At 71.4% G+C, this 12,434-nt stretch carries 11 protein-coding genes; 3 read left to right on the top strand and 8 right to left on the bottom strand.

Annotation, left to right across the window (positions count from 1 at the left end; genetic code table 11):
• Positions 1 to 81: 81 nt before the first annotated feature.
• Positions 82 to 765 (bottom strand): IclR family transcriptional regulator, encoded by a 684-nt coding sequence (locus tag U9977_RS06895; protein ID WP_322748343.1) that lies wholly within the window; start codon positions 763 to 765, stop codon positions 82 to 84.
• 123 nt (positions 766 to 888) lie between these two features.
• On the opposite strand from U9977_RS06895, the gene U9977_RS06890 reads away from it, so the two are divergent.
• Genes U9977_RS06890 through U9977_RS06880 form a run of 3 tightly spaced genes read left to right on the top strand, consistent with a single transcriptional unit; the run spans position 889 to position 4,595 of the window.
• Positions 889 to 1,851 (top strand): MBL fold metallo-hydrolase, encoded by a 963-nt coding sequence (locus U9977_RS06890; protein ID WP_322748342.1) that lies wholly within the window; start codon positions 889 to 891, stop codon positions 1,849 to 1,851.
• Positions 1,852 to 1,876: 25 nt separating this feature from the next.
• Entirely contained in the window at positions 1,877 to 3,556 is a 1,680-nt protein-coding gene (locus tag U9977_RS06885; protein WP_322748341.1) for an FAD-dependent monooxygenase, read from the top strand.
• Between the two features lie 52 nt (positions 3,557 to 3,608).
• Positions 3,609 to 4,595, top strand: coding sequence for a helix-turn-helix domain-containing protein (locus U9977_RS06880; protein WP_322748340.1), 987 nt, complete (start codon positions 3,609 to 3,611; stop codon positions 4,593 to 4,595).
• On the opposite strand, the gene U9977_RS06875 is transcribed toward U9977_RS06880, so the two are convergent.
• The 7 genes from U9977_RS06875 to U9977_RS06845 form a co-directional block, all read right to left on the bottom strand.
• The gene (locus U9977_RS06875) at positions 4,543 to 5,364 is read right to left on the bottom strand and encodes an ABC transporter ATP-binding protein (protein WP_322748339.1); all 822 of its coding nucleotides are present in this window, start codon (positions 5,362 to 5,364) and stop codon (positions 4,543 to 4,545) included. The genes U9977_RS06880 and U9977_RS06875 overlap by 53 nt on opposite strands.
• Complete coding sequence (locus tag U9977_RS06870) at positions 5,361 to 6,065, bottom strand: ABC transporter ATP-binding protein (RefSeq protein WP_322748338.1); 705 nt, start codon at positions 6,063 to 6,065, stop codon at positions 5,361 to 5,363. The genes U9977_RS06875 and U9977_RS06870 overlap by 4 nt, the downstream gene beginning before the upstream one ends.
• Positions 6,058 to 7,116, bottom strand: coding sequence for a branched-chain amino acid ABC transporter permease (locus U9977_RS06865; RefSeq protein WP_322748337.1), 1,059 nt, complete (start codon positions 7,114 to 7,116; stop codon positions 6,058 to 6,060). The genes U9977_RS06870 and U9977_RS06865 overlap by 8 nt, the downstream gene beginning before the upstream one ends.
• The gene (locus U9977_RS06860; RefSeq protein ID WP_322748336.1) at positions 7,113 to 7,982 is read right to left on the bottom strand and encodes a branched-chain amino acid ABC transporter permease; all 870 of its coding nucleotides are present in this window, start codon (positions 7,980 to 7,982) and stop codon (positions 7,113 to 7,115) included. Before U9977_RS06860 ends, U9977_RS06865 begins: the two co-directional genes overlap by 4 nt.
• Before the next feature lie 97 nt (positions 7,983 to 8,079).
• Positions 8,080 to 9,396, bottom strand: coding sequence for an ABC transporter substrate-binding protein (locus U9977_RS06855; RefSeq protein WP_322748335.1), 1,317 nt, complete (start codon positions 9,394 to 9,396; stop codon positions 8,080 to 8,082).
• Positions 9,397 to 9,532: 136 nt separating this feature from the next.
• Positions 9,533 to 10,657 carry an NDMA-dependent alcohol dehydrogenase gene (locus U9977_RS06850; RefSeq protein WP_322748334.1) on the bottom strand — a complete coding sequence of 375 codons (1,125 nt, stop codon included), beginning with the start codon at positions 10,655 to 10,657 and terminating at the stop codon, positions 9,533 to 9,535.
• 73 nt (positions 10,658 to 10,730) lie between these two features.
• Positions 10,731 to 12,173 carry an aldehyde dehydrogenase family protein gene (locus U9977_RS06845; RefSeq protein ID WP_322748333.1) on the bottom strand — a complete coding sequence of 481 codons (1,443 nt, stop codon included), beginning with the start codon at positions 12,171 to 12,173 and terminating at the stop codon, positions 10,731 to 10,733.
• Positions 12,174 to 12,434 lie beyond the last annotated feature (261 nt).

The following is a 12,434-nucleotide window of genomic DNA, read 5'->3' as shown; positions in this document are numbered from 1 at the left end:
CAACAGCGCCCCTCCAGTTCCACGGCGGGTGACTGCCGCCGGACGGGGCGGCGACTGGGCGTCCACCGGGCCCGTGCCGGATCATCGCAGTCGGGTGGCGACATCGCTCGCCGCTGCCATGACCCGCGATGCGAGCGGTTCTGGGTCGGGTGATCCGGCGAAGACGACGCAGACGGCCGCCGCCGCGCCGCCCGGGGTGACCACGGGTGCAGCGACGGCCGACAGGCCGGGTAGCACCTCGCCGTGCGTCGCCGCCCAGCCCTGGCGTCGTGCCACGGTGACCTCGGTCCGTTCGTCCGGCTGTGCCGGGCCGGCTGCCTGCAGGGCCAGGCCCGGTGCGCCGAGGTCGACCCGGTGCCGGCTGCCGGGGCGGTAGGTGACGTGCGCGTTGGACGCGACGGGCTCGACGGACAGCAGCGTCACGACCTCGTCGTGGTCGCGGACGACGACGAAGGCGGTCATCGTCAGGTCGTCGGCGAGGCTCGGCAGGACCGAGGCGGCCGCCGTCCGCAAGTCGCCGGCGATCCCGCGTCCGAGGACGAGCAATCCCAGGCCCGCGAGGTACCGGTCGTCCGCGGTCCGCTCGACGAGGCGGTGGTCCTCGAGGGTCCGCAGCAGCCGGTAGACGACCGAGCGGTGCAGGCCAATGGAATGAGCCAGGTCGGGCAGCGTCGGCGGGGCCGATGCCTCCGCGACGAGGGCCAGCAGGATGAGCCCGCGATGGAGTGTCTGGGACCGCGTGCCGTCGACCGCGTGGTGGGTCACGAGGTGCCTCCCGAGGCGTCAAGTTCGTCAAACCCTTTACGAGCAGGGTTGCTGAGGCTTACCTTGCCTGGGATCGGTACTCGGATACCGAACCATGTGTTCTAAAACAGAACGGAGCCTCGCATGGCCGTCAAGCCCTTTGCCTCCTCCGCGGACCTCGCCGAGAAGACCGAGAGGCTCGAGGTCCTCGCCGACGGGGTTTACGCCCTCACCGCCGAGGGCGACCCCAACATCGGTGCGGTCGAGGGCGAGGACTTCCTCGTCGCGTTCGAGGCCAGGGCGACGCCGGTCGCGGCCCGGGACTGGATCGCCTTGCTGCGCGAGCACACCGAGAAGCCGGTGAAGTACCTCGTGCTGAGCCACTACCACGCGGTGCGGGTGCTCGGGGCGAGCGCCTTCGGGGCGGAGACGATCATCGCCCACGAGCAGACCCGGCGACTGATCGCCGAACGCGGGGAACAGGACTGGGAGAGCGAGTTCGGCCGGATGCCGCGCCTGTTCAAGGAGCCGGCGTCCATCCCGGGGCTCACCTGGCCGGACGTCACCTTCACGGACCGGCTCACGATCGACCTCGGCGGCGACCGGGGGGACCTCGTCCTTCAGTACTGCGGGCGCGGCCACACCGCGGGCGACATCGTCGCCTGGCTTCCGAAGGACCGGGTGCTCTTCGCCGGCGACCTCGTCGAGGCTCAGGCCGCCCTGTACACCGGGGACGCGTTCCACCGGGACTGGTCCACCGGCACCCTCGACGCGGTCCGTGCCTTCGACGCGGAGGCGCTGGTCGGCGGGCGCGGAGGCGTCGCCCGCGGTCGGGACGCCGTCGACGCGGCGGTCGAGCAGACCCGCCGCTTCCTGCTGACGATGCTGCGCGAGGCCGGCGCCGTGCACGACCGGGGCGGGTCGCTCAAGGAGGCCTTCGAGGCGACGCACGCGGCCCTCGTGGACGACTTCGGCCGCTGGCCGATCTTCGAGCACTGCATGCCCTTCGACGTCGCCCGACTGTGGGACGAGCTGAACGGGATCGACTGGCCCCGGATCTGGACATCGCAGCGTGACCGCGAGGTCTGGGACGAACTGCAGGCCTGAACGCGGACACGGGAGAGTGACGACGATGGACAGTAACGTCCCCCGGGCGAGGGTCCCCGGCCGGTCGGGCACGGACCGGCCGGGGCCCGCCGGAACTCCTCGCGAGGACCCGGTTCTCGTGATCGGGGCCGGCCCGGTGGGCCAGACCGCAGCGCTGCTCCTGGCCCGGTGGGGGGTGCCCGTCGTCGTCCTCGACGCCCGGGCGCAACGCGACCTGGTGGGCAGCAAGGCCCTGGTGCAGCAACGTGACGTCATCGACGTGTGGTGCGCGGTCGGGGCTGGCGACCGGATCGCCGCCGAGGGCGTCACCTGGACCATCGGCCGCACGATGTTCCGTGAACGGGAGATCTTCGCGACGCGGTGGATCGACAGGGGAGCCTCGCCGCTGCCCGCGTTCGTGAACATCTCTCAGACCCGCACGGAGGACCTCCTCGACGAACGGCTCGCGGCCAACCCGTTCATCGACGTCCGCTGGGGGCACGAGGTCGTCGACCTTCGGCAGGACGGCACCGGCATCGTCGTCGTGTGCCGCACCGGCGACGGCGTCACGACGCTACGGGGCAGCCATGCCGTCGCCTGCGCGGGCTCGCGCGGGGACGCGCTGCGCCGAATCCTGGGGGTGGGGTTCGACGGCGAGTCGTTCACCGACCCGTTCCTCATCTGCGACATCCGTACGGACCTGGGGGACTGGGCCCGCGAGCGGCGCTTCTACTTCGATCCCGAGTGGAATCCGGGGCGCCAGGTCCTCGTGCATCCGTGTCCGGACTCGGTGTACCGCATCGACTGGCAGGTCGCGCCCGGGTACGACCTCGCGCAGGAGGAGGCCTCGGGAGCCCTCGAGCGGCGGATCCGCAGGATCGTCGGGGAGCGCGACTACGAGATCGTCTGGAAGTCCGTCTACCGCTTCCACGCGCGCTGCGCGAACCGGCTCCGGGTGGGACGGGTGCTTCTGGCCGGAGACTTCGCGCATCTGGTGTCCCCGTTCGGGGCCCGTGGCATGAACTCGGGCGTGCAGGACGCCGAGAACGCCGCCTGGAAGATCGCCTTTGCCCGCAACGGCTGGGGTGACGCGGAGAGCCTGCTGGAGAGCTACCACGACGAGCGCATTGCCGCGGCGGCAGAGAACATCGCCGTCTCGACCGCGACGATGGACTTCCTGGTCCCGCGTGACGAGGCGGCGGCCGCGCATCGGCTGGCCGTCCTCGAGCGCGCCCTTGAGGACCCGTCGGTCCATCCGCTCGTCGACTCCGGGCGGCTCGCCGAGCCCTTCTGGTACCACGGCTCTCCGCTCGTGACCCCCGATCCGACCCGGCCGGCACCGACCCGCCCGCCCAAGGGTGAGTACCCGGCGCCCGCGCCGGGGGTCCTCGTCCCCGACTTCCCGTGCACGGCGTGGGGCCGGCCACAGATCACCCGGTTCCGCCAGCTCATCCGGGACGGCCTGCTCGCCGTCGTCACCGGGGGGCCGCCCACGGTCCCGGAGGCGACGGATGCGTTGTCGTCGCTGCCGGTGCCCGTGACTGTCGTGGACATCGACGCACTCACGGTTGACGGTCTCGCGCGCCGTTGTCTCGGCATCCGGGACGGCGAGACCTGGCTGGTGCGTCCCGACGGGCACGTCGCCGCTGTTACCACGTCCCCGGCGGCGCTGATCGACGCCGCGCACCGGACCCTCGGCCTCCCCGCGGAGGCCCGGACCGTCTGACCTGACCGTCCGATCCGTACCCCGCACACTGGCGGCGACGCCAGGAGGCCCGATGAGCTCGACGCCGACCACCCGGCTGACCACGACCGCGGTCGATGCCCGGGAGGGTTTCGACTACTGGAACGACGCCGTCTCCTCGACGTTCGTCCCCCTGGAGTGTCGGACCGGCACCCCGGCCGGCTTCCAGGGAGAGATCGTCAACGTGAGCCTGGGCGACGTCCAGCTCTCCCTCGTGACGGCCGCGCCCCATCAGGTCCAGCGGACCCGACGCGGGATCGCGCGCAACGACCCCGGCCTGCTCAAGGTCTGCCTGCAACTGCGCGGTTCGGGTCGGATCGGCCAGGACGGCAGGGAGGCGGAGATGCGCCCCGGCGACTTCACGCTCTACGACACCACTCGGCCGTACACCCTGAGTTTCGACGACCCGACCGGCTTCGGCGCGTTCGTCGTGATGTTCCCCGGGGACGGCCTCGGGCTACCCCGTGACACCGTCAACCGGCTCACGGCAATCAGGGTCAGCGGGACCGACGGCCTCGGCGCAGTCGTCTCCCCGTTCATGCGTGCCCTCGCCGAGACGATGGGCACTGAGGCCGAGGTGCTGCCCCCGCGGATCGCCCTCAACGTCCTGGCCCTGCTCGAGACCGTCTACCGGCAGCGCGCCGCCGTCGCACCGGGTGAGCCGGAACGGGTCAGTACCGCGCGCCGGCTCGCGATCCAGGAGTGGCTCGACCTGAGGCTCGGGGACCCGGAGCTCTCGCCGGAGACGATCGCGGCCGCCCACCACATCTCGCTGCGCTACTTGCACCAGCTCTTCGCCGAAGACGGCACGAGCGTCTCCCGCTGGATCAAGGACCGCCGGCTCGAAGGCTGTCGCCGAGACCTCGCCGACCCCATGCTCGTCCGCTTCTCCGTCGCGGCGCTCGCCGCCCGCTGGGGCATGTTCGACGCCGCCGTGTTCAGTCGGTCCTTCCGCACCGCGTTCGGCCTCAGTCCGCGGGAGTACCGGATGCGCGCGCTACCTCGACCGGTGACGCGGTGAGGTCGGCCGAGGCCGAGGCGAGGTATGCCTCATGGACGAGCTCCGGCCGTGACCTGAGCGTCTCGGCGCTCTCGACGAGGCGCAGCCGGCCGCGGACCAAGACCCCGGCGGTCGAGGCGACGGAGAGCGCGACCGTCGTGAACTGCTCGATCAGCAGGACCCCGACCCCGGATGCCGCGATCTGCGAGAGCGTCGGCACGAGGCGCCGCACGACCACAGGCGCGAGCCCCAGCGACAGCTCGTCGATGACCAGGAAGTCCGGTGGGTCGAGGACGGACTGAGCGAGCGCGACCATCTGCTGCTGGCCGCCGGACAGCTTGCCCGCCTCGCGGTCCAGGAGGTCGCGCAGCTCGGGGAACAGCGCGAGCACCCGCTCGCGGCCAGCAGCCTCGTCGTCCTTGGTCATCCGGCCGGCCGCGACGCGCAGGTTGTCGGACACGGTGAGGGTGCGCAGGACACGATGGCCCTCCGGGACGACCGCGACGCCGTGGGCGCGCACCTTGTCCGGGGTCAGCCCGAGCAGCCGCGTCGTGCCGACCCTCACGTGTCCCGCCCGGGCGGGCAGGATGCCGGCGACGGCGAGGACGAGGCTGGACTTGCCCGCCCCGTTCGGTCCGAGGAGCGCGGTGATCTCCCCGCGCGGCACCGTGAGCGACACCCCGCGCAGCACGTCACGCCCGCCGCGCGCCACCGTGAGCTCATCGATGACGAGAGTGTCACCGGGCCCGGCGGGCAGCTCCGGTCCGGCGGGTGGCTGGGTGTCACTCATGCGAGGACCTCCTCGGTTCCCAGATAGGCACGGGCGACGACGGGGTCGGTGAGGACCTGCGCCGTGGGGCCGGTGGCGATGAGCCGGCCGAAGTCGAGGACCGCGAGCTCCCGGCACACGGTCTGCACCAGGTCCATATCGTGGTCGACGAGCAGGACGACGACGTCGCCGCTCGCCGCCAGCGCGTCGATCAGGGGGACGAGCCGCCGCGCGTCCGCCTCCGCGAGCCCGGCACCGGGCTCGTCGAGGCAGACCAGACGGGGGGTGCCGACCATGGCGCGGGCGAACTCGAGCAGGCGTCGTTCCAGCATGCTCAGGACGCCCGCGGCGCGGCTGCGGTCATCCAGGCCGACGGCGTCGAGGACCCGGTCGACGTCCTGGGGTGGTGCGCCGAGGTTCTCCGCGACGACCCGGACGTTGTCTCGCACGGACAGGGTGAGGACGAGTTGCTCGGCCTGGAAGCTGCGGCGCAGCCCCCACCGGGCACGGCGGTGCGGCGAGAGGCGGTCGAGACGGTCGCCATGAGCGGTGACCGTGCCCGCGGACGGCCTGACGAAACCGGACAACACGTTGAGCAGGGTGGTCTTGCCGGCTCCATTCGGTCCGACGAGCCCGGTGACGCCTGGGGCGACGCGCAGGGTGACGTCGTCGAGCGGTCGGACGCCGTCGAACTGCACGGTGATGCCGGTGAGCTCAAGCATGCCTGGTCACTTCCTCCAACGGCTCGGGTGCGGCTGCGGGGGTGGACCGCTGCACGGGGTCAGCGGCCGGTGGACGCCGTCGGCGGGCGAGTCCGAGCAGCTGCCCGGCGATGCCCTGCGGCGCGGTGACGAGCGAGTGCACGAGCCCGGCGCCGAAGACGACGAGGATGAGATTCCCCTGCAGGCCCAACTGGTCCAGGACGGCGGGGAGACCGGCGTAGAGGAGCCCTGCCAGGGCGGCGCCGAGAAGGCTGTAGCCACCGCCGATGAGGACGACGGCGAACAGGACGATCGACTGCTGGGCCGGGAAGCTCACCGGGTCGAGCCGGCCGTCGCCGGTCGCGAGCAGCCCGCCGCTGACCCCGGTGACGAAGGACGTCGCCGCGAGCGCGAGGACCCGGTACCGGGTGACGTCGACCCCGGTGGCGAGCGCCGCGGGGACGGACTGGCCGATGGCCATCCAGGCCCGGCCGGCCCGGCTGCGGACGAGCAGCCACAGCAGCGTGAAGCAGACCGCGGCCACGGCGGTCGTGTAGACCAGCAGCGTCTCGTCCGAGGCCAGCCAGCCCGGACGGGGCAGCGCGACGGGCAGGTCGCCCCCGCTGACCGTGCCGATGATGCCCGGGCCGCCGTTCGGGAAGCCCACCGCGGAGAAGACGACCTCGAAGGCTGCCGCAGCCATAAGTGTGACCAGCGCCAGGGGCAGCCCGCTGAGGCGCAGGCTCGGCAGCCCGATGAGCACGCCCACGGCGGCCGTCACGAGCCCGGCCACAATGAGCAGCATCGGATGCGGCAGCGCAATGGCGTGCCCGACCCGCAGGAAGACCCACCCGCCGACGCCGACGAGCGCGATCTGGTTGAGCGAGACGAACCCGAGGCGGCCGTAGAGCACCTGGGCGCCGGCCGCCGCCACGGCGTACACGACGCACAGCAGGAGCACCTTGGTCCAGTACTCCCCGACCGCGAACGGTGCGATGACGGTCAGGGCGGCGGCGGCGACCACCACGCCGGCGGTGGCCCTGCGGGGAGGCAGTGGGAGGCGCGCACTCATACCGACCCCGTCCGCGTCGTGTACGTGACGCGCCGGCTCAGCCACAGGGTCATGGCGACCGCGCAGACGAACGGGATGACGTTGCGGTACGGCGACAGCGCGGCGACCGGTATCACCGCGGCCTGAAGCACGCCGATCCCGAGGCCGCCGGCGAGCGTTGCCCACAGAGACACGAGGCGCCCCATCAGAGCCGCGGCGAGGGCCGGGATCACCAGGAAGGTGAGGTTGCCCGCCGACAGCACCGTGAGGCCGGCGAGCAGGATCGCGCTCGCGCCGGCGAGGACCCCCGACACGGCCCACGCGAGCACCTCCACGCGCCGGACCCTGACTCCCAGCATGCTCGACAGCTCACGGTCGTCGGCGAGAGCCCGCATCGCGGTGCCCGTCCGGGTCACCCGCAGCAGCACGGTCGCCACCGCGGTCGTGCCGAGGGTCAGCACCAGGGCGAGGACCTGCGTGAGCGAGATCCGGACCCCTGCGGCATCGAACCCGGCCAGGTCCGTCGGTAACCGCAGGGTGCGGGCCTTGTCGTTCCAGTGATAGTTCGCCAGGCCGAGGAGGGCAAGCGCCGGACCGAGGGTGGCCGTGGCTCGGACGACGGGCTCGCGCGAGGACAACCGCGGCCCGACGAGCCACCCCCAGAGCACCGACAGCGCCGGCGCGAGCAGGAACCCAGCCACGAGCGCAGGTCCCTGGGCGACGTTGTACACCTCGTTCAACTCCCAGGAGACGAGCACGGCGATCGCGCCGAAGGCGCCCTGGGCGAGGTTCAGCGTCCCGGAGGCCCGGTACAGGAGCACCAGGCCGGTGCCCGAGAGGGCGTACATGGAGCCGAGGGCGAGCCCGGCGACGAGGAAGGGGAGCACAGTGCCTCCTGGCAGCGACGCTTGGCCGGTGCCGGGCCGCGGGGATGGTCCTGCGGCCCGGCACCGGGCGGGCCGGCTCGGCTGCGAACCGGCCAGTTCAGTTCCCGAGAAGGCTCGGGTCCGACTTCTCGGCGGCGAGGATGTCCGACAGCGCGGGGTCGTCGGTCTCGAAGCAGCCGGCCGCCGAGACGTATGTGCCGGACGCGTCGAGCTTGACGTTGCGCAACTGGTGGTTCGCGTTGTTGTGTCCGCCCGGGCCCGAGAAATACCAGGGGGTGCAGAGCATGTCGCTCTTGAAGCCCTTGATGCCCTGGATGGCCGTGCTCACGGTGGCTCGGTTGATCGTCGCCGGGTCGAGCTTGAGCAGGGCCTCGACGAGGACGCGGGCGGCGAGGTAGCCGCCCTGGGAGAACGAGTCCCGGGGCTGGTCGGTGGACCCGTACTTCTTCAGCACCTCGCGCCAGTTGAGGTTGTCGGCGCCGGTGGAGTTGAGCAGCGCGAACTCGGAGTTCGAGTAGAACTTCCCGTTCCAGGTCGGCCCGATCTGGCTCGGGAAGGTCGTGTCATACGAAGGGGTCAGGGATGAGAAGTGGACCTTGTCGGCGAGGCCCTGCTGCTCGGCGGCCTTGAGGTACGTCGCGTTGTCGGGCGCGGTGAAGCCGAGGATCATCGCATCCGGCTTCTTCTCGGCGAGCTGGGTGACCACGCTCGTCGCGTCCGTGATGGGCGGCGGGACGAGGCCGAAGTACGACAGCGTGATCCCCGAGCTCTGGGCGTACTGCTCGGCGCCGTCCCTGACCCAATCGCCCAGACCGGGGATCGTGTAGCCGCCGGAGGCGAAGCTCTTGATGCCGAAATCCTTGACCTGCATCTGGGCCGCCGAGATGAGCGACAGCCGCGGGCCGGCGTTCAATGCCGACATGTTCTTGGAGTAGAAGCACGGCTTCGGGACGCCGACGCCCAGTATGTCGTAGAGGTTCGCCTTCTCGAAGATCGGCTGGTTGCCGGCGCACGCGATGAAGGAAGCGCCGCCGGCCATCGCGACGATGTTCGGGTCGGCGGCGAACTTCGAGGCGAGGGCGGAGGCCTTTTGCGGGTCGAGAGCGTCGTCCTCCATGGTGTACTGGATCGGACGGCCGTTGATGCCGCCGTTGGCGTTCACGCAGTCGAAGTACGCTTGGGCCGTCTTGGGGGACGTGGAGAAGTCGATACCGCCGGACATCGTCACGATGGCGCCGACCTTGATCGTGGTTCCGGTCGCCTTCTTCCCGTTCGCGAGGCCGCATTTCACCCCGCCGGCGGGCGAGAGGGACGCGAGGTCCGAGTCCGCGCCGCTCTTGGCGGAGCCGCACGCGGCGAGAACGAGCGCGAGGACGCCCGTCATCGCGGCGCCGCGCAGAGGTAATGCCCTCATAGGATCTCCTTGGTGGTGACAGGAAGGGTGGTGGAGCGCGGCGTGCACCGGTGCGGCCGTCGGGTGGCGCACCGGGGAAACGTCGACCGGTTGCTGCGGACGCGAGGACGGAGACCGGCGAGGGCGGCCCGATCCGTCAGTAGTCGTCCTGCCCGTAACGGATGAGGCCGCGGACGTTGACGCCCGCAAGCATGTCCGCGTAGCCCTCGTTGATCTGCTCGAGCCGGTACTCCCGGGTCACCACTTGCTCGAGCGGGTACCGGCCGGCCTTGTAGAGGTCGAGGATCCGGGGAATATCGGAGCGCGGGTTCATCCCGCCGAAGACGGTGCCGCGGATCTGCTTGTTCATCATCGAGAGCCAGAACGGCTCCAGGGCGACGTGGTCGATGCTCACCTTGCCCAGGCAGGTGAGCACCAGGACGCCGCCCTTGGACGTGAGGGCCAGTGCCTGCTGCACCATCTCCGGCCGGAGTTCTCCGACGGAGAGGATGACCTTGTCGGCCATCACACCCCACGTCATCTCGCGCACCGGCTCGAGCGCGGCGTCCATCGAGGCGAACCAGTGCGTTGCCCCGAAGTTCTTCGTCAGGCTCTCCTTGACCGGTGCGGGGTCCACGACGATGACGCGCGCCGCGCCTGCGGAGGCTGCACCGTAGACGGCGTTCGTGCCGATGCCACCCGCGCCGACGACGACCACGGTCTCGCCGGCCCGGACGTCGGCCACCTTCGTCGCTGAGCCGTAACCGGTCGGGACACCGCACGACAGCAGCGACGCGTACTCGAGCGGGACGTCGTCGCGGATCTTGACCGCTTGCGACTCGTGGATGGTCACGTACGGGGAGAACGTCCCGAGCAGAGCCATCGGAGCGGCACCCTGTCCCTTGACCGTCGTCCGGAAGGTCTCGTCGGCGATCGAGATGCCGCCCATGATCTTCGCGCCGTAGTCGCAGATGTTCGACTGACCTCGAGCGCACCAGACGCACCGTCCGCAGGCCGGGATGAACACTGTCACCACATGGTCGCCCTCGCGCAGCGACGTCACCCCGGGGCCGGTCTTCGTCACCACTCCGGCGCCCTCGTGGCCGCCGAGCAGCGGGTAGGGGGAGGGGGCGTCTCCGGCGCGCAGGTGTTCGTCGGAGTGGCACATCCCCGAGGACGCGAGCCGCACCTGCACCTCACCGGCGACCGGGTCGCCCATGTCGAGCTCCTCGACCTGCCAGGGCTGTCCGGGACCCCAACAGATGGCGCCCTTCGTCTTCATCGTGGCTCCTCCTCCTCGTCGTCCGTCGTCGTCGGTGGGAAGCGGGTGGGTGCAGAAGGAAGTGCGGGGTGCGTCACAGGCCGAGCCACACGCCCTTCGTTCGGGTGAACTCGTTGATGCTCGCGGGCCCGAGCTCGAGGCCGGAGCCGCTGGCACCGAAGCCGCCGTGGACGGCGGCGGGGTCGAGGAGGGGAAGCATGTTCACGTAGACGGTCCCGGCGTCGATCTGCGCCGCGAGCCGGTGCGCCGTGGACAGGTCGTCGGTCCAGACGGATGCCGCGAGCCCGTACTCGGTGTCGTTGGCCCGGTGGACGAGTTCGCTCTCGTCGTCGTACGGGAGCACCGACAGCACGGGGCCGAAGATCTCGGTGCGGGCGATCGTCATGGAGTCCTTGACGTCGGTGAAGACGGTGGGAGCGAAGAAGTAGCCCTCGCCCAGGTCGGCGCGACGCGTGCCGCCGCCGACAAGGCGGGCGCCCTCCGAGACCCCTGCGCCGACGAGGGACTCAACCCGGGCGAGGTGCTCCGCGGACACGAGCGGGCCCAGGACGGTGTCCTCCTCCAGGCCCGGGCCGACCTTCAGCGTTTCGGCGGCGGCGGCGAGCTGCTCGGCGAAGTCGTCCGCGATGCTGCGGTGGACGAAGAAGCGGGTGTACGCCTTGCAGACCTGGCCGCTGTTGAGCAGGGCACCCTGGAGGTTGCCGGGCACCGCCTTGGCGAGGTCGGCGTCCCGGGCGACGATGCTCGGCGCCTTGCCCCCGAGCTCGAGGCTGACCCGCTTGAGGTTGCCGGCGGACGCGCGGACGATTTCGCGGCCCACCTCCGAGGAGCCGGTGAAGGAGATCTTGCGGACCCCGTCGTGGGCGACGAGGGCCTTGCCGGCCTCGGGGCCGCCCGTCAGGACGTTGATCACGCCGGCCGGGATGCCCGCCTCGAGGGCGAGCCGCCCGAGCCACAGGGACGACAGCGGGGTCTGCTCCGCGGGCTTGAGGACGACGGTGTTCCCGGTCGCCAGCGCCGGGGCGACCTTCCAGGCGCCGATCATGAAGGGGAAGTTCCACGGTGTGATCAGCACGCAGACACCGATCGGCTCGCGGCGGGTGTAGAAATGCGTGTTCGGGATCGAGACCGGCGCCGTGCTGCCCTCGATCTTGGTGCACCATCCGGCGTAGTAGCGGAACACGTCGGCGGCGAACGGGATGCTCACGTTGGCAGCGACGCCGAGCGGCTGGCCCTGGTCGCTCGTCTCCAGGTGAGCGAGCTCGGCGGCGTTCTCCTCGATGAGGTCACCGACCCGCCACAGGAGGCGGGCCCGGGCTGCCGGGGTGAGGTCGCGCCAGGCCGGGTCGGCGAAGGCGGCGGCCGCGGCGGTGACGGCGAGGTCGACGTCCTCGGCGCCGGCATCGGCGACGGTGCCGAGCGGTGCCCCGGTCGCGGGGTCGAGGGTGGTGAGCCGGCGACCCGAGCGGGCCGGGACCCACTCGCCCCCGATCAGCAGCTGCTCGTTGAGATCCATGACGCGTGCCCTCCGGCTCGGCGATCGGTCCGTGTGACCCCGAACACTGTGTCTGACCGGCCGCGGCAGCTTGACCTGGGGTGCACGGGCAGTTGATGCGGGGTGCACAGTCACGTTTCGGAGGAGCGCACCACACGAGAACGGCCCGGTCGGGTGGTGCGCTGTCCAGACGTGCGCGGAGGGCGCCCTCAGTGGGCGGGGAGGACGCGCCCCCGGACCTCGCCGAGGCCGACGGGGACGCCGTCGGAGCGCCGCGCGACC

This window comes from Protofrankia sp. Cas8 (assembly GCF_963555845.1).
Classification (GTDB): Bacteria; Actinomycetota; Actinomycetes; order Frankiales; family Frankiaceae; genus Protofrankia.
Note: the sequence above shows the minus strand (reverse complement) of the source record. Positions and strands in the feature narration are given on the sequence as shown.